At 71.5% G+C, this 17,482-nt stretch carries 15 protein-coding genes and 1 tRNA gene; 3 read left to right on the forward strand and 13 right to left on the reverse strand.

Going from position 1 to position 17,482, the window contains the following annotated elements; genetic code table 11:
* Nucleotides 1–1,014 (reverse strand): tetratricopeptide repeat protein (locus E6J59_18925; GenBank protein ID TMB16479.1); only part of this gene is annotated, 1,014 nt, incomplete at its 3' end.
* 168 nt (nucleotides 1,015–1,182) lie between these two features.
* Here E6J59_18925 and E6J59_18930 point away from each other — a divergent pair.
* On the forward strand, nucleotides 1,183–2,730 hold the full coding sequence (locus E6J59_18930; GenBank protein TMB16480.1) for a response regulator: 1,548 nt from the start codon (nucleotides 1,183–1,185) through the stop codon (nucleotides 2,728–2,730).
* Here E6J59_18930 and E6J59_18935 read toward each other — a convergent pair.
* From E6J59_18935 to E6J59_18970, 8 genes are all read right to left on the reverse strand, one after another.
* Nucleotides 2,698–3,726, reverse strand: a complete 1,029-nt coding sequence (locus E6J59_18935) for a LysM peptidoglycan-binding domain-containing protein (protein TMB16481.1) — start codon at nucleotides 3,724–3,726, stop codon at nucleotides 2,698–2,700. The genes E6J59_18930 and E6J59_18935 overlap by 33 nt on opposite strands.
* 99 nt (nucleotides 3,727–3,825) lie before the next feature.
* The gene (locus E6J59_18940; protein TMB16482.1) at nucleotides 3,826–4,116 is read right to left on the reverse strand and encodes a helix-turn-helix transcriptional regulator; all 291 of its coding nucleotides are present in this window, start codon (nucleotides 4,114–4,116) and stop codon (nucleotides 3,826–3,828) included.
* Nucleotides 4,117–4,675: 559 nt separating this feature from the next.
* Nucleotides 4,676–6,055, reverse strand: coding sequence for a flippase-like domain-containing protein (locus E6J59_18945; protein TMB16483.1), 1,380 nt, complete (start codon nucleotides 6,053–6,055; stop codon nucleotides 4,676–4,678).
* 465 nt (nucleotides 6,056–6,520) lie between these two features.
* Nucleotides 6,521–7,978 (reverse strand): type I glutamate--ammonia ligase, encoded by a 1,458-nt coding sequence (gene glnA, locus E6J59_18950; protein TMB16484.1) that lies wholly within the window; start codon nucleotides 7,976–7,978, stop codon nucleotides 6,521–6,523.
* Nucleotides 7,979–8,004: 26 nt separating this feature from the next.
* The gene (locus E6J59_18955; GenBank protein TMB16485.1) at nucleotides 8,005–8,343 is read right to left on the reverse strand and encodes a P-II family nitrogen regulator; all 339 of its coding nucleotides are present in this window, start codon (nucleotides 8,341–8,343) and stop codon (nucleotides 8,005–8,007) included.
* Nucleotides 8,344–8,434: 91 nt separating this feature from the next.
* Nucleotides 8,435–9,880, reverse strand: a complete 1,446-nt coding sequence (locus tag E6J59_18960) for an ammonium transporter (GenBank protein ID TMB16486.1) — start codon at nucleotides 9,878–9,880, stop codon at nucleotides 8,435–8,437.
* 213 nt (nucleotides 9,881–10,093) lie between these two features.
* The gene (locus tag E6J59_18965; GenBank protein TMB16487.1) at nucleotides 10,094–10,783 is read right to left on the reverse strand and encodes a hypothetical protein; all 690 of its coding nucleotides are present in this window, start codon (nucleotides 10,781–10,783) and stop codon (nucleotides 10,094–10,096) included.
* Nucleotides 10,757–10,833 (reverse strand) — tRNA-Pro (locus tag E6J59_18970). Before E6J59_18970 ends, E6J59_18965 begins: the two co-directional genes overlap by 27 nt.
* A 262-nt stretch (nucleotides 10,834–11,095) precedes the next feature.
* Between E6J59_18970 and E6J59_18975 the strand changes: the two genes are divergently transcribed.
* Nucleotides 11,096–11,377, forward strand: coding sequence for a helix-hairpin-helix domain-containing protein (locus tag E6J59_18975; protein TMB16493.1), 282 nt, complete (start codon nucleotides 11,096–11,098; stop codon nucleotides 11,375–11,377).
* Nucleotides 11,378–12,122: 745 nt separating this feature from the next.
* On the opposite strand, the gene E6J59_18980 is transcribed toward E6J59_18975, so the two are convergent.
* The 4 genes from E6J59_18980 to priA form a co-directional block, all read right to left on the reverse strand.
* Entirely contained in the window at nucleotides 12,123–12,770 is a 648-nt protein-coding gene (locus E6J59_18980) for a ribulose-phosphate 3-epimerase (GenBank protein TMB16488.1), read from the reverse strand.
* Nucleotides 12,771–12,835: 65 nt separating this feature from the next.
* Nucleotides 12,836–13,750 (reverse strand): methionyl-tRNA formyltransferase, encoded by a 915-nt coding sequence (locus tag E6J59_18985; GenBank protein TMB16489.1) that lies wholly within the window; start codon nucleotides 13,748–13,750, stop codon nucleotides 12,836–12,838.
* Nucleotides 13,751–13,773: 23 nt separating this feature from the next.
* Entirely contained in the window at nucleotides 13,774–14,319 is a 546-nt protein-coding gene (gene def / locus E6J59_18990) for a peptide deformylase (protein TMB16490.1), read from the reverse strand.
* Between the two features lie 23 nt (nucleotides 14,320–14,342).
* On the reverse strand, nucleotides 14,343–16,574 hold the full coding sequence (gene priA / locus E6J59_18995; protein ID TMB16491.1) for a primosomal protein N': 2,232 nt from the start codon (nucleotides 16,572–16,574) through the stop codon (nucleotides 14,343–14,345).
* A 382-nt stretch (nucleotides 16,575–16,956) separates the two neighbouring features.
* On the opposite strand from priA, the gene E6J59_19000 reads away from it, so the two are divergent.
* Nucleotides 16,957–17,482, forward strand: a 526-nt coding sequence (locus E6J59_19000) for a hypothetical protein (GenBank protein ID TMB16492.1), incomplete at its 3' end; no start/stop codon positions are given.

Below are 17,482 nucleotides of genomic sequence, written 5' to 3' on the forward strand. Positions count from 1 at the left end.
GGGCATGCCCTCCATGGGGAAGTTCTGCACCAGCACCCGCCCGGCCGCGGGGGCCGTCCACTCGAAACGCACGATGCGCGGCCCCATGATCGGGTGCGTCCGGAACGCGTGCTCGACAGCCCCCTGGAAGGGGGTCCGCGGGCCCCCGGCGCCCGTGGGAGGCGCGGCCCGGGTGTCCTCGGGCGCGGGCCCCTCGCCGCGCAGGGCCGCGATCATGTCGTCGATCTGCTTGCGAACGCCGTCCTCGGTCGCGAGCCCGCGCGCGATCTCGAGCTCGCCCAAGGCGGCGCGGTCGTCGCCCTGCCCGTGGTAAGTGACCGCCAGATTGTAGTGCGCCTGCAGGAACGACGGGTTTCGCTTGATGACGTCCTTGTAGGTCGCGATCGCGCGCGCCGGGTCGCCGGCGTACAGGTACATGGTCGCGAGGTCCGTGCGCGCGCTCGCGTCGTCGGGGCGGAGCGCCAGGTAGCGCTCGAAGATCGGGATCGCCTTGGCGTGATCATCGCGGTCGTAATGGATGTTGCCGAGGCCGCGCAGCGCGTCGGCGTTCTTCGGGTCGCGGTCGAGGACGTGCTGGAAGGCGGCCACCGCGTCGACCTGGTAGGTCGGGTCGAGCTGTGCGGCACGCGCATCGACCAGAGCGAGCTTGAGCCACGTCTCGATGTCGTCGGGCTTCGCCTTCGCTTTGGCCGCGAGGTCGGTGATGAAGGACACCACCTCGGCGGGCAGCGGCATCCTGGCTTTGGTGCCGCCGCCGGCAGACGACGCGCTCGGCGGCGCCGCTCCCGGCCGCACGGGCCCCGCACCCGGACCGCCGGGCGAGAGGATCAGGGTCCAGATGGCGAGGCCCGCCGCCAGGAACCCGGTGAGCACCGCCGAGGCGGCGGCGGTTACCTGCCAGCGGCGCGCGGCCGAAGCCGCACCGCCCCCGGGGAGCGCCGCTCCGCACTCGGTGCAGAATTTGGCTGCCGCAAGCGCCTTCGTCCCGCACTGGGCGCAGAAGCGGACCGACATCGGAGACGCGCGTGATACTAACGGAAACCCCGCGGGCGGCCCAGCCGCGTCAAATCGGTGGCGGTTACCATCGATATTGGCGCAGGACGCCGCCGCCGGCCTTCAGCGCGAGTCCTGGATCCCACCCACGCGAGCGGGCATACGGCTTGCTTTGTCTGTCGGCCACGCATGTCCGAGGGCGTCCAGATACTGCTGGTGGAGGACGACCCGGCGGAGCGACGCGCCGCCGGGCGCGCGCTCGCGCAGACGGGCCGGGTGGTGACCGAGGCGGCCAGCGGCGCCGAGGCACTGGGCGTACTCCGGCGCGGCGGTGACTTCGTCGTGGTGCTCGGGCTCGCCCTCCCCGACATGGACGGGCGGGACCTGCTCGTGCGCATCGCCGCGGACCACCCCGACACTCCCGCGGTGATCGTGACCAGCGTCGACGACGTCGCGGTCGCGATCGATGCCCTGCAGTGCGGCGCGTGGGAGTACGTCGTCCGGCGCGCGGACGGGAGCCACCTGGTTCACCTTCCTGGCGTCCTCGCCCGCACCCTCGAGCGCCGCGAGCTCGTGCGCGACCGCAACCGCTGCCGCGAGGAGGTCGAGGCGCTCGCTCTCGCGCTGCGCGGGACGACCGACGGCGTCGTGGTCCTCGATCCAGGGGGCCGCGTCGCCTTCGTGAACCTCGCCCTCGCCCACGCCTGGCGGCAGCCGGAATCGACGATCGTCGGTCGTTTCCTCGGGGACTTCGTCGGCACGCCAGGTGGCCAGGCGGACCTGGGCGACGTGCTGGCGGCGGTCGGCGAGGGCGGGCGCTGGAGCGGTGAGCTCCGCACCCGGGGAATCGAGCCGCCGCAGGGCGTGTGGGACGTCACGCTCACGCCGCTCGGGTCCCCGGCTCCGGCGCCTGGCCACGCCCGCACCGCGGTCGGCATCTTCCGCGACATGAGCGAGAAGTACGCCCTCGAGCAGCTGCGCGCGGACTTCCTCTCCATGATCACGCACGACATCAAGGTGCCGCTCACGGTGATCCTGGGCTACACCGAGATGCTGACCGACCCTGAGCCGCCGCCCGACCAGATCCCGCCCGAGGTCCTGACCCGCATCCGGGAGAGCGGTGAGACGATCCACGGGCTGGTGTGCAACTTCCTGGACCTCTCACGCATCGAGGCGGGCCGCATGACGCTCGATCCCCGGCCCTTCGACCTGGCCGAGATGCTGGCCCACGCCGTCGAGCACTACGGCTCGACCGCCCGCCGTAAGGGCGTCCGGCTCGCGCTCGAGACGGAGCGGCTGCCGGCGCTGGTCGCCGACGAGTCCCAGCTCCAGCGCGTCGTGGCCAACCTGCTCGGCAACGCCATCAAGTACACTGCGGCCGGAGGCCGGGTGACGGTCAGCGCCGCGCGCCAGGACGGGCGGGTTGCCGTCGTCTTCCGCGACACGGGGCACGGCATCCCGGCCGACGAGATGCCGCATCTCTTCGAGAAGTACCGCCGCGTACGCCAGGCCAAGCGCACGGAGGGGACGGGCCTCGGCCTCTTCATCGCGAAGACGATCGTCGAGGCGCACGGCGGGGACATCCGGGTCGAGAGCACGCCGGGCGTCGGCTCGACCTTCACCGTGCTGCTGCCGGCGGCCATGTCAGGAGTCTGTCGGGGCGACCGTGGCGGGCGAGGCGAACGAACCGGGGAGCGAAAACGGCTAGCGCAGCGACGGCCGACGCGGCGTGCCTGAAGGCACGCCGCTCGCAGGCCCCGGATCGTTCGTCGCAGCCGCCGTGGTTCCCCCGACAGCCTCCGAGCGGTCCGAGACAGGCACGACCCTAGCCGACGGCCCCGCCGGCGGTTCGAGCGACACGTCCTCCGGCGTGCCCCAGGCCCGCGCGACGGCATCGGCCACGCGCGTCGCGTCCACGGCTTCGGTCAGACCGGCCGCCTCGATGAAGTCGAGCACGGCCGGCAGCTCGCTCCGCTTGCCGCTCAGCACGTCGCGGTGCACCTCGAGGTAGACCCGCCCCGCATCACGCGCGAGCTTGACCGGCTCGTAGACGATGTCCACCGGTGTGCCGTCGCGCCCCTCGCGGTAGAGAAACTCGACGTGCTCGGGAAGGAGGCGCATGCAGCCGTGGCTCGCGTACTTGCCGATGCTCGCCGGGGCGTTCGTGCCGTGCAGGCCGTAGCCCGGGGCGGAGAGCTGGATCCAATACTTGCCGAGGGGGTTGTCGGGGCCGGGTGGGACGTCGCGCACGACCTTCTCGCCCTGCGCCCGCATCTCCGCCTGGATCGACGGCGGGACATGCCAGACCGGATCCTGCCGCCGTCCGACGATACGGTAATGCCCGGGCGGCGTGGCCCAGTCGGCGCGGCCCACCCCGATCGGGAAACGGGCGCGGAGCGCGTCTTTCTGGAACCAGTACAGGGTGCGCACCGCGATGTCGATCACGATGCCATCGGACCCGCGGCGCGGGGCGATGTGGCGGTTGGAGACCCTGAGATGCATGCCCGGGCGGAGCGCGTCGACGTCCGGCAGCTCGTTCCAGGTCTGGAGGAGCGCGCGGCTCATGGTGAAGCGGCCGGTGATCGCCCACAGGTTGTCGCCCGGCGCCACCGTGTAGTCCTGCTCGCCACCCGCGATGAGGTCGTACACGCGCGGCCTGGCCACCTTGCCCGCGGGCCACGCCGTCGTGGCCACCAGGGTGAGCGCCAGGAAGAGAACGATCCGCCGCCGCATCGCGACGGATCATACCGCCGTGCGAGCGACCATCAACAGGGAGCGGTGCCCGGCGCGCCCGGGAGGTCACCTTCCGAGACCTCCCGGACGCGCCCCGCTTCACGCGCCTTCGCCGCCGCGGCCGCTCGCCGCGTAGCTCGCAGGCACGGCGACCTCCCCCGAGCCCGCCCTCACCGCCGTCTCGGGCTCCTCGTCGACCAGGAACCACTCCATGGGGTGCCCGGTGTAGCGCGCGATGCGAAACAGCACCTCGGTCGCGGGCACCCGGCCGTTCAGGTAGTTGTACACGGCCGAGAGGCTGAGACCGAGGTCGTAGGCGAAGGCCTTGGGCTCGTCGGCCACGACTTCTCGGAGCTTCCTCGTGAACGCCGGGACGCTGATGGTGCTCATTCTCGCTCTCCTCTCGGCTCGCTCCGACCAAAAAAAAAGCCACCGGACCCTGCGGGCCGGTGGCCTTTCTTTCGGTTGGAGGGGTTTACGGTCTACGCTGGGAGTTCGCCTCCAGCCGCCGAAAGGCCACCGGCCCAAATCGGGGTGCGCTTCGTAGCCTGCGCGCCCCGGTCGGTGCCGCACACGGCGTCGTTGGCCACCGTACGGTGGCTCATCCGGAACGGATGACTGGACGACATGCGCAGCATGGCAACCTTCCTTCGGCTACTTTCCATCTACATGGGCGACGCTCGCCATTGCAAGGGGTGCGTTTCCACGCTCGTTCGCGTCTGCTGGTGACGCAGGGCGACGACGGGCTCCCTTGCTGCGCCGGGTAGACCCGAGGGCGAGCCCGACGACCCCTGAAGGAACAAAGCGATCGGGGTCGCTCAGCTGGCCTGGTCATGGCGGACCGTGGCGGCAGGGACCGCCTCGCCGCGACCTTCACGCCGCACGCGACGTCGGCCAAGCCGCCGGCGGCGAGCGGTGGCGGAGCGGGAGCGCCGCGGCCGCCAACGGACTACACCGCCTCTGCCTCTCGCCGCACCCGCTCCAGATCCGCCCGCGTGATGGCGCGCAGCGCGGGGTCGCGGCGCAACACGAGGAGGAGGCCGCCCGGCACGGAGAGCGGGATCTTCTCGATCCAGAACCCGAGGTGGCCGATCAGGAACGCCTTCGCCGCGCCGGCCTTCGCGCCGAGCAGCCACACGAAGGCCAGCTCGCGCACACCCTCGCCCGAAGCCGACGGCGCGATGAAGGTCCCGACGGTCATCACCGCCGAGGCGAGCAGCACCTCGCTCGCCCGCACGTTCTGGGTCGCGAGCGACATCGCGTTGGCAAAGTACATGAGGGTGGTGGTGACCTGGCCCACCACCGCGAGGAGGAGCGCGAGCAGCAGGTGGCCACGACGGTTCGAGTACGCCGTCGCCGAATCGATCACGCTGGCGGCGAAGCGGCGGGCGCGCCCGCCGGGCACGAGGCGAAGCAGCCCGCGGAACCAAGCGGGCTGGAGGAGGACGAGCACGCCGACGAGCGTGGTCGCGGCGAGGAGCCACCTCGTGCCCGCCACCAGCTCGCCGAGCGACTGCCGCTGGGTGATGTCCCGTGCGAACGGCAGGAGGACGAGGATCACGGTGAAGATGCCGACCAGCCCGAGCACCCGTTCGACGGCGAGGGCCGTCGTGCACTCGACGGGCCGACGCGTCAGGCGGATGGTGTCGTAGAGGCGCCAGGCGTCGAGGCCCATGGTGCTCGGCGTGACGATGCCGAAGTAGCGCCCGATGAAGTAGGTGTTGGCGAGGTAGCCGAAGCCGAGGTCGATGCCCTGGCCGCGCAGCAGGATCTGCCAGCGCCACACGTTCGCGAAGATGCCGAGGAGCTTGATCGCCATCCCGCCGAGGAACCAGGGCAGGAAGACGCGCCAGGTGAGGCCGCGGATCGCCGCCCACAGCTCCGACATCTCCGCCGGCACGAGCTGGAACCCCTGGATGCGAAAGTAGGCCTCGGGCGGCGCCTGGGCGAGCGGCACGGGCGCGAAGGCGCCGTCGGGCGTGCGCGCGTACACGGTCGTGAGGCCCGCCTCGCCGCAGTGACGCAGCGGCTTGAAGCGGCGGACGGTGCCGTCGACGAGGCGCACGAACACCGCACGGTCGACCGCCTTCTCGCACACCTTCTCGATCGAGACGGCTTCGCGCGACGGCGGAAGCGGCACGCCCCGCAGGCGGGCCTTGAGGCGGCCGAGCAGGCTGGGAGCGGCCGGGTTCGCCGCTTCGAACGCGCCGGGCTCGCCGAGGCCGGCCGTTCGTACGGCCCGGTACCCGCCGCCGAACTCGAGGAAGATGCCGACGAAGATCGCGAGCGTGACGCCGAACTTGGCGAGCAGAGCGAGAGTTCCCTTCATGTCGCGCGCCCGGGCGGCGTGTCCGTATATCGCACAGGCCCCTCCCCGCGGCCAAACCGCGAGTTGGCGCTCTCTGGAAAGCGACTTGGGACCCGTGATAGACGGCCCCGCCAGAAGGGGGGTGAACTGCGGTGAAGCGAACTGGGCTAGCGCTGGTTTCTCTGCTGGCGGCCGCTGTCCTCGTCGGGTCCCCGGCGCTGGCGGCGGCGAAGCGAGCGCGTCACGCTGGGGTGCCGTGCGCCAAGATCAAGGAGGCGATCGCAGCCGGGAAGTCCGCCGAGGACATCCAGAAGGAGATGAAGGTCTCGGCCGAGCGCGTGAAGAGCTGTACGGCGGCGCCGAGCAAGAGCGGTAGCAAGAAGGCGCCGGCGAAGAAGGCGAGCTGATCGCTCGCGAGTCCGAACGGCGGAGGGGCTCTCGACGAGCCCGCTCCGCCGTCTGCTCTCGCGCGTGCCGAAGCGCCGGTCAGGCGTCGAAGTAGAGCGCGAACTCGTATGGATGCGGGCGGAGCCGGAGGGCGCTCACCTCGTTCGCCATCTTCCACTCGATCCACGTCTCGATGACGTCCTCGGTGAAGACGTCGCCCTTGAGCAGGAAGTCGTGGTCGCGCTTCAAGTTCTCGAGCGCCTCTTCGAGCGAGCCTGGCATCTTGGGGACGTCCCGCAACTCCTCGGGCGTGAGCGCGTAGATGTCCTTGTCGAGCGGATCGCCGGGGTTGAGGCGCCGCTCGATGCCGTCGAGGCCAGCCATCAGCATGGCCGAGAAGGCGATGTAGCCGTTGCACGCCGGGTCGGGGAAGCGGACCTCGATGCGCTTCGATTTGGGCGAGGGCGAGTACATCGGGATGCGCACGCCGGCCGAGCGGTTGCGGCTCGAGTAGGCGAGGTTGATGGGCGCCTCGAAGCCGGGCACCAGCCGGTGGTAGGAGTTCGTGGTGGGGCAGGTGAAGGCCGCGAGCGCCGGCGCGTGTTTCAGCACGCCGCCGATGTAGTGCATCGCGAGCTCGCTCAGCCCGCCGTACCGGTCGCCGGAAAAGAGGGGCCTCTCGCCCTTCCAGATCGACTGATGGGTGTGCATGCCGCTGCCGTTGTCGGCGAAGACCGGCTTCGGCATGAAGGTCGCCGTCTTGCCGTAGCGGCGGGCGACGTTCTTGACCACGTGCTTGTACCACATGAGCGCATCGCCCATCTTGACGAGCGGGAGGAAGCGGAGGTCGATCTCCGCCTGCCCCGCCGTCGCCACCTCGTGGTGGTGCTTCTCGACTCGATAGCCGAGCTTTTCCATCTCGCGGACCATCTCCGTGCGGATGTCCTGGAAGGTGTCGGTCGGCTGCACCGGGAAGTAGCCTTCCTTGTAGCGCGGCTTGTAACCGAGGTTCTTGCTCTCGATCACGCGGCCGCTGCGGTCGTTCAGCGTGTCGACGTCACGGCCCGTGTTCCACTGCCCCTCGGCCGAGTCGATCAGGTAGAAGCCGGTGTGCTGGTTCTGCTCGTAGCGCACCTCGTCGAAGACGAAGAACTCGGGCTCGGGCCCGAAGTAGGCGACGTCGCCGATCCCGGTCGACTTCAAGTAGGCCTCGGCCTTGCGCGCGATGTTGCGCGGGTCGCGCGAGTAGTCCTCCTTGGTGAGGGGATCGACGATGTTGCAGATCAGGCTCATGGTCGGGAGCGCCGTGAACGGATCCATGACCGCGGTCGTAGGATCCGGCATCACCAGCATGTCCGAGGCGTGGATGGGCTGCCAGCCGCGGATCGACGAGCCGTCGAAGCCGAGTCCTTCCTCGAACACTTCCTCGACGAGCTCGCTCGGCGGGACCGTGAAGTGCTGCCAGAGTCCCAGCAGATCGAGGAACTTCAGGTCTACCGCCTCGACCTTGTTGTCCTTCGCGGACTTGAGTACGTCCTTTGGTGTCTGAGTCGCCATACCGAGCCCCTCCTCACGAGCTCCCGTCAAATTGCGTCGCCGCCGCGCTCGCCGGTGCGGATGCGCACGACCTCGTCGATCGGCAACACGAAGATCTTCCCGTCGCCGATGCGGCCGGTCTTGGCCGCCTTCTCGATGGTCTCCACCACGTCCGCGACTTGCTCGTCGCGCACGATGATCTCGAGCTTCACCTTGGGGAGGAAGTCGACCACGTACTCCGCGCCCCGGTAGAGCTCGGTGTGTCCCTTCTGCCGGCCGAACCCTTTCACCTCGCTCACGGTGATGCCCTGCACCCCGATCGCGGAGAGGCTCTCCTTCACCTCGTCGAGCTTGAACGGCTTGATGATCGCCTCGACCTTCTTCATGGGTGATTCCCTTCAGTGGGGCCGCCGCCGGGCGGGCTCCCCGTTTACTCGAACCGCTCGCCGCTTGTAAAGCAGGTCTCCGCCATCGTGGTCAGTCCGCCGCGCTGCGCTGCTCGGCCGCTCGTGCCGGGAAGGCGGAGTGGCCGCCGTAGGCGCTGCTCGCAAACACGTACGCGCTCTCGCTGTGCTGTGAGAGGTCGAGCCCGGCGAACTCGTCGTCCTCGCTCGCCCTGAGACCGCCGGTCACCGCGCCGGTGATGGCGAGGCAGAGCAGCGAGCCCACCCCGGCCAGGAGGTAGGTGAGGAGCACGGCCACCACCTGGGCGCCGAGGAGACCCCACTGCCCCGAGATGAGGAGTCCCTCGGAGACCGCGGCACCGCCGCCCGCCTTGAAGGCGGCGGGGTTCACCTGGGCCGAGGCCCACAGCCCGGTCGCGAGCGCGCCCCAGCTCCCGCCCACGCCGTGCACGCCCACTACGTCGAGCGCGTCGTCGTACCAGCCGAGCGCCGTCTTCAAGTTGCAGGCGCCGTAGCACAGCACGCCGGCGACCGCCCCGATCACGAGCGCCGGCATGGGCGCCACGAAGCCCGAGGCGGGCGTGATCGCCACCAGCCCGGCGACGGCGCCGCTCGCCGCGCCGAGTATGGTCGGCCTCCCGCGCCCGAGCCACTCGGCGAACATCCACGACAGCGAGGCTGCGGCGGTGGCCGTGTTGGTGACGACGAAGGCGCTGGTGGCGAGCGCGTTGGCGGCGAGCGCGCTCCCCGCGTTGAAGCCGAACCAGCCGACCCAGAGGAGCGCGGCGCCCGTCAGCACGAAGGGCATGTTGTGCGGCGGCATCGGATCGGAACCGTACCCGAGGCGCTTGCCGAGCACGACCGCGCACACCAGCGCCGAGGTCCCCGAGCTGATGTGCACCACGGTGCCACCGGCGAAGTCGAGCGCACCGACCACCTTGCCGAGGAGCCCGCCCGTCCCCCACACCATGTGCGCGAGCGGGTCGTAGACCAACGTCGCCCACAGGAGCGAGAAGAGGAAGAACGCGCTGAACTTCATGCGCTCGGCGAAGGCCCCGGTGATGAGTGCCGGGGTGATGATCGCGAACATGCACTGGTAGATCATGAAGGTCTGGTGCGGGATGGTGGGGGCGTAGTCCGCGTTCGGTTCCAGGCCGACGCCGCGCAGCCCCAACCAGTCGAGCCCGCCCACCACGTGACCGTGATCGGGCCCGAAGGCGAGGCTGTAGCCCCAGAGCACCCACTGGATGCTGATCAGGCCGACCATGATGAAGCTCTGCATCAGCAGGCTGAGGACGTTCTTGCTCCGCACCAGCCCGCCGTAGAAGAGCGCGAGCCCGGGCGCCGTCATCATGAGGACGAGCGCCGCCGAGGTCAGCATCCACGCGGTGTCGCCCGAGTCGATCTTCGCAGCCTCGTCCGCGTATGCCACCGAGCCGCGCGCGAGCACGGCCGCGAACGCGAGCGACGCACGGACACACCACCACCTCGCACCGAAGGATCGCTGCCTCCTTTCCATTGTCCTCCCCCGTGAGCTCGAAGAAACGGTTGAGCAATGGTGGTGCCACGACCCGCGGCGAGGGGTCAATAGGAAAGCGGCCGACGGCGACAGCGCCCCTGCCCAGTTTGCAGGCGCCGCCTACTTTTTGTGCAGCGCCAGGCGGGGTCTCGGTGCCGGCGCGCAGCGTCCGGAAGTCGTTGCAGCGCTCGCCTGCCGGTCTCGGACGGACTCCTAGAGCCGGAGCCGACTCCGCTGGCCACCGTCGCGGCGGCGCTGCAACAGCCGGCCTGCGAAGAGGCCGATCGCGGCGCCCGCGCCGACGAGCCCCGTCACCGCCCACAGCGACCAGTCCGGTGCTGGATCCGCCGACGCGGGTGCTCCGACGAAGCGCTCGTCGAAGCGCCGCGCCAGGTCTCGCTCCGCAGCCGCGAGCCGCTCGAGCTCCCGGCGGACGCCCTCGACATCCGCCGCGCTCGCGGGCGGCCGCCGCTCCGCGAGCGCGCTCACCTCTTGGCGGAGGTCATGCAGCTCGTCGAAGACGCTCCGTGGCGCCGCGCTCGGCGCCTCGCTGGCCCGCCGCGGCGCCTCGGACGGTCTCGCTTCCTCGGCCAGATGCTCCGCCCACACGTACCCTACCGCCCCCCCGGGCGTGCGCACCTGCCGCCAGCCGCCGCTCGTGCCGAGCACGTCGAGCGTGGTCCGCGGTGGCAGCTCGCCCAGCAGCTCGGTGCTCGCGCTCGGCCCTTGGCGGAGGTGGGCCCCCTCCTTGGTGGTCGCAGTCTCCGCGCGCGCCAGCGTTACGCCGAGCGAGGCGGCGAGCGCCACGCCGACGAGCGACCGATGTAGCTCCCGCACCTGCGGTTTGCCTCGCGCCAGAGCGCCTGGCCGGCGAGATGGTCGGGGTGACTGGATTTGAACCAGCGGCTCCTGCGTCCCGAACGCAGTGCTCTACCAGGCTGAGCTACACCCCGTGCAAGGCCGGCCAGCGCGTGCGAGCCCGCTTAACACAGGCGTTGCGGCAAGAAAAGCTCGCCGCCGGCGGCTGCGACGTGGTGTTGCGCCGGGACGTATCGGCTCCGCCCGCGGGCAGCGAATTCCCTCCGTCCCGCCGTGGGCGTCGTCTGGCACGTCGCTTGCCCTTGGCCGGCTGCGAGCGGCGCCGCAGGGGCGCCAAAGGAGGTGGAGATGCAGCGGATCACGAGAGCGGTGGCGGTGGGGCTCCTCTGCGGGCTCATGCTGGCCGGGACGGGGCGCGGCGCCGTCGCCGCCGGTGCCGCGCCCCCAGCCGCGGGCGCACGCGTCAACATCAACTCGGCGGGTGCGGACGAGCTCGCAAAGCTGCCGGGCGTCGGGCCGGCGAAGGCGCGCGCGATCATCGAGTATCGCAGCGAGGCACCGTTCCAGAAGCCCGAGGATCTGCGCAAGGTGAAGGGCATCGGCGACCGGCTCTACGACCGGCTGAAGGATCAGATCACGATCGAGCCGGCAGCGACTCCAAAGGGCCGCGGCGGCTGAGCCGCGGCGTATGGCCGGACAAGGGGGCGGGCCGACAACGAGGGCGGGCGGCCCGTCTCCCCGGCCTTCTCCTCAGCCGCCGCGCGGTGCGCGGATGGTCGCGCCGATTCGAAGATGGCGGAGCCGGCGACGAGCCGTCAGCGCCCGCAGGTGCAGGGGGAAGGGCCAAGGGCTGGATCGCGGGGCGAGTGCGAGCGTGATGGCGGTGTCAGCGAGCGTCAGGCGCGGCCACCTGACCATGGGTGAGCGGACTACCGTTCGCGATTGCTGAACTCACGGTAGACGCCACGATATCGGCTGGCGTTATCGCCTGGACGATATCCGCGTCCTGCCCTCAGACCTTGCCGTCCACGGCTTCCAGTGTCTGACGGATTCTCACGGAGGTGATCAACCCAACCGGCCTCAGAGCCATCACGGCCAAGTGCATCACCACGATCAACCACCCTAGCACCCCTCATCCTGCCTCCTCGCTTCGGGCGATGAGCCCGTTTGGAGCCGTTTATCATGTTGCGGGCGCGAGCCCAAAGGAGGTGGCGCTGCAGCGGGGAGAGATCGTGCGAGGTGGGGTTGGTCTCGGTGTGAGCAGGTCTCCCAGGGCGGGAGCGTCGCGAAGGGTAGAACTGCGGACCGGCCGTCACATGACGGACAGCCCCGATTCGAGGCCCAGCGCCGTCCGGGCCGGCCTCGACGTTAGGTCCTTTCAGACCGAACAGGAGGGCGGGCGGCCCGTCTCTTCGCCTTCTCCTCAGCCGCCGCGCAGCGCGCGGATGGTCGCGCCGTAGTCGGGCGAGCCGAAGATGGCGGAGCCGGCGACCAGAACGTCCGCGCCCGCAACAACTGCCGCGGCGGCGTTGTGCGGCTTGATGCCCCCGTCCACCTCGATGACGAAGCGGGCGCCGGTCTCGCCGCGCAGGCGGCGCGCGGCGGCGAGCTTCTCCATCGATCCCTCGACGAACGGTTGCCCGCCCCAGCCCGGGTTGACGCTCATCACGAGGAGGAGGTCGATCCGGTCCGTGAACGGGCGGATGTGCTCGAGGGGCGTGGGCGGGTTGAGCGCCAGCCCGGGGCGCGCGCCGGCCTCGCGGATGGCGGCCACGGTGGCCGCCACGTCGGTCGCCGCCTCGACGTGCACCGTGAGGCGGTCGGTGCCGGCGCGCACGAACGCCGCGACCTGCTTCTCCGGCGTCTCGATCATCAGGTGCACGTCGAGGGGCAGGTGGGTGGCTCGGCGAATCGCCTCCACCACCAGGGGACCGATGGTGATGGGCGGTACGAAGCGGCCGTCCATGACGTCGACATGGATCCAGTCGGCACCGGCCGCGGTGACCGCGCGCACCTCCTCGCCGAGCCGCCCGAAGTCGGCGGAGAGGATGGAGGCCGCGATGGCCGTCACGCGCTCGGTCTAGCGGAGGCAGGCGCTGGAATCCAGCCGCAGTCAGGGACCGCCGGCACGGACGCCTATCTCGCGGCGAGGCATGTGCCCGGAGCGAGCGGGTGCCCGGCCAGGAACTCCGCCGCGGAGAGCCGCCGTCGCCCTTCGAGCTGGACCTCGAGCAGGCGGAGCGCGCCGGCGCCTGCCGCCACCACGATGCCGTCCGCCCCGGCCGCGACCACGCGGCCGGCGGGCGCGGTGCCGGCCGCGAGCGCGGCCCGGTGCACCTTGAGGAGCTTCCCCTCGAGCGTGGTGAAGGCCGACGGCTCGGGAGCGAGCGCTCGCACCTGGCGCTCGAGCTCGACCGCCGGGCGGCGCCAGTCCAGGCGGCAGTGCTCGCGCTCGATGCGGGGCGCGAAGGTGACGCCGGCGGCGGGCTGCGGTACCGGTCGCAGCGTGCCGGCCTTGAGGCCGTCGATCGCCTCGCCGATGGCGGCGGCGCCGAGGCGGGCGAGCCGCTCGCCGAGCGTGCCGCCGGTGTCGTCGGGCGCGATCGGGGTCTCGCGCTGGAGGAGGATGTCGCCCGCGTCCATCTCCTCGTTCATCGCCATGATGGTGACGCCAGTGACGGCGTCGCCCGCCAGGATGGACCATGCGATCGGCGCTGCGCCGCGGTGGCGGGGCAGGAGCGAGGCGTGGACGTTGATGCAGCCACGGGGCGGGAGGTCGAGGACGGCGCGCGGCAGGATCTTCCCGTAGGCGGCTACCACGACGAGATCGGGCGCGAGAGCGCGGAGCGCATCCTGAAAGGCGGCGTCCCGCAAGCGCTCCGGCTGCAGCACGGGGAGGGCGCGGGCCGCGGCCAGGCGCTTCACCTCCGGGGCCGCCACGCCGAGCCCGCGGCCGCGCGGGCGATCGGGCTGACAGATGACGCCTATCACCGGATCGGTGCGCGCGAGGAGCGCGTTCAGGATCGGGCACGCGAAGGCGGGCGTGCCCATGAACACGATGCGCCAGCCGCTGGTCAGATGAGGAGCGGGCGCGCGCCGCCGCTCTTCCGCCCCTGGCGCTCGAGCTTGCGCTGGCGCGCGCGGTAAAGGTCGCGCTTGAGCCGCGACAGCCGGTCGAGGAAGAGCCGCCCGTCGAGGTGGTCGATCTCGTGCTGCAGCGCGACCGCGAGCAGCTCCTCGGCCTCGACCTGGACCTCGCGCTCCTCGGGTGTCCACGCCCGAACCAGTACGCGGCGGGCGCGCTTGACGGGCGCGGTGAGTCCGGGGACCGACAGGCAGCCCTCCTCCCACACCACCTCGCCCTCGCGCTCGGCGATCTCGGGGTTGATGAGCTTCAAGAGCCGTTTCCCGGGCGCCTCGTCCTCGCCGTGGACGTCGAGCACGATGACGCGCTGGCCGACGCCCACCTGCGTGGCGGCCAAGCCGACGCCGGGCGCAGCGTACATCGTCTCGGCCAGGTCGTCGACCAGCGTGACCACCTCGCCGCTGATGTCGGCGACCGGGGCCGCCCGCTTCTTGAGCAGCGGATTCGGATACTCGAGTATCTGGCGGAGCGCCATGCGGAAGCGGCGGGTGAGCGAATCTATAACATGCTGTATGGATCCACATCAATTACGAGGCGTACCGGCGCGCGCGGCGCGCTCGGCAGCTCCCCGCGCGCGGTGCCGGCGAGGGCGCGGAGCGCGCGCACGTCGCGGCTGCGCAGGAGAATCTGCCAGCGCCAGCGTCCGCGCACGCGCTCGAGCGGCGGCGGTGCGGGGCCGACCACGCTCGCCTCGTCGAGGCCCAGGTCGCGCGCGCGCCGGCGCATGCGCCCGGCCAGCTCGCGCGCGGCGCGCTCGACGGCGGCGCCGTCGCGGCCGTCGAGCCGGAGGTTGATGAGGCGCCCGAAGGGCGGATAGCCGAGCGTCCGGCGGCGGTCGAGCTCGCGCGCCATGAAGCCCGCGTAGTCGTGGCGCGCGGCGGCCACCATGCTCGGGTGCTCGGGACGGAAGGTCTGCACCACCACACGCCCCGGGGCGTCGCCACGGCCGGCGCGGCCGGCCACCTGTACGAGGAGCTGGAACGTGCGCTCGGCGGCGCGGAAGTCGGGTACGTTGAGCGACAGGTCGGCGAGCAGGACGGCGACCAGAGTCACGCCGGGTACGTCGTGCCCCTTGCTCACCATCTGCGTGCCGACCAGGATGTCGGTGGTGCCCGCGCGCCAGTCGCGCAGGATGCGGCGCTGGGCGCCGGGCCGCTGCGCGGCGTCTCGGTCGAGGCGGTCGACGACCGCCAGCGGGTAGCACGCGCGCAGCGCGGCCTCGATCTGCTCCGTCCCCACCCCGAACGCCTCGAGGGCGCCGGCGCCGCACCCCGGGCAGGCGGCGGGTGGCCGGCGCGTGTGGCGGCAGTGGTGGCAGATGAGCGCCCCGGCCGCGCGGTGCCAGGTGAGCGTCACGCTGCATAGCGGGCAGTCGAGGGCGGCGCCGCAGCCGGCACATTGCAGGTAGACCGCGAAGCCGCGGCGGTTGAGAAAGACGAGCGTCTGTCGGCCGGCGCCGAGGTTCGCCTCGAGCGCGCGGCGGAGATCCTCGGATACCAGGCGCGGGCCCGTGCGGTCGTGGGCTCGGACGCGCAGGTCGACGACCTCCACCGCCGGCAGAGGGTGCGCGGTCGGCCGCTCGGGCAGCGTGAGCAGGCGGTGCCGGGCGTCGAGCGCGGCCTGATAGCTCTCGGCCGAGGGGGTGGCGGAAGCGAGCACGGCCACCGCGCCGGCGAGGCGGGCGCGCACCACGGCCAGGTCGCGCGCATTGTAGCGCAGCCCCTCCTCCTGCTTGTAGGCCGCGTCGTGCTCCTCGTCCACGACCACGAGGCCCGGTCGCCGGACCGGCGCGAAGACCGCCGAGCGCGCGCCGACGACGACGCGCGCACGGCCGGAGAGGATACGCCGCCACTCGCTCCAGCGCTCGCGTGGCCCGAGTCCGCTGTGCAGGACCGCCACCTCGCCCCCGAAGCGTCCGCGCACGCGCTCGAGGAGCTGGTGGGTGAGCGCGATCTCCGGTACGAGCAGGATGACGTCGCGATCCGTGGCGAGCGCCGCCTCGGCGGCGGCGAGGAAGACCTCGGTCTTGCCGCTGCCGGTGATGCCGTGGAGGAGGAAGGAGACGTGCTGCTCGCCTGCCAGCGCCTGCGCGATCGCGGAGACCGCCGCGTCCTGCGCCCGAGTGAGAGCGGGGCGGGGCGCGGCCCGGGGCGCGGCCGCCGCGGTGCGCGCGCGCACGACCGGCTCGGCGAGCCCGGCGGCCACCAGCGCGCCGAGCTGAGCGGCGCCGACGCCGGCCGCGCGCGCGGCCGCGACGGTCAGCTCGGCGCCCGGGGCGGCGGCGAGCGCGTGGTAGGCGCGCGCGCGGGCGGGCGCGCGGCGCGCGAGCGCCGCCTGCTCGTCGGCGGAGAGGCGGCGGACGAGGCGGAGCGCACGCTCCTCGGCAGGTCGCGGGACGGAGGCCGGCACGATCGTCGCGATCACCTCGGCGAGCGAGGCGAGGTAGTAGCGCGCCGTCCAGCGGCAGAGTTCGAGCAGGTCGGCAGGCAGGAACGGGTCCACGTCGAGCACGTCCACGATGCTGCGCAGCTCGCCGGGCGGCAGGGCCCCGGCGAAGGCCGCGACCACCCCGGTGCGCGTCTGGCGGCCGAGGGGCACCCGCACGCGCACGCCCGGGCGGACGCGCTCACGCAGCGGCTCGGGGACGCGGTAGGTGAGGAGGTCGTGCCGCGGCACGGGTGGCAGCGGCGCGACGGCGACCAGGCCGTGCATCGCCTCCAAGTGTGTCACGATTTCGTCTCGGCAGACAGAAAATGAACGCGGCGTTGCCGCGGGCACGGGCCATCGCCCCGCCGGTGGACGGGTTTCGGCGCCGTCTCCCGTGGCACCGAGCTTGCACTTTGGCCCTCCAGCCCCTCCTTTCTGCACACGGGGAGACCCGGTTTGCGAAGACGCGACCGGGTCTTCTCGTTTCTGGAGCCCGACAGCGTTCGGTGGGGCACGTGGGTTGCATCGAAGAGGAAGTCGCGAGGGGAACTTTGAGCGATCATGCTTTGACAACCCGGTCACTGGCGCGCATACTCGATACGGGTTTCTTGCCGCATTTCTGCGTGTTAGACCACCTCGCCGCCAGGGTGAGCCGTGGGTGGGATGAGATGAGGAGGACGATCCCTTGGCGCTCGCAGATGGTCTGAGCCGTCATTCGCTCGTCAAGCGGATCCTGGGCGCGAAGCTCAAGAACCCGTTCCGCCGCCAGGCGGGCTTCCTGGTCCTCGACATCGGCTCGAGCAGCGTCAAGCTCGCCGAGGTGCAGCAGGGGGCCGGGGGGCCGCGTCTCAGCGCGCTCGGCGTGGGCGCGCTGCCGCCCACCGTCGTCCAGTCGAACGTCATCCAGGACGAGGGCCCTGTGGTCGAGACCGTCCGCAAGCTGGTTCGAGAGACCGGGGCCAAGGCCGAGCAGGTAATCACCGCGGTCCCGGGTCCCGCGGTGATCGTGAAGAAGGTCATCCTGCCCGGGCAGACGGGCGCGGCGGTCGACGCCGCCGTCCTGGCCGAGGCGAGCCACCTGATCCCGGATTCGCTCGACAACGTCAACCTCGACTACCAGGTGATCGACTGGATCGAGGACGGCAACAAGATGGAGGTGCTGGTCGTCGCGGTGAAGAAGGAGATCATCAACAGCTACACCGAGGCGATCC

The sequence above is a fragment of the Deltaproteobacteria bacterium genome, from assembly GCA_005879795.1.
Classification (GTDB): Bacteria; Desulfobacterota; Binatia; order DP-6; family DP-6; genus DP-6.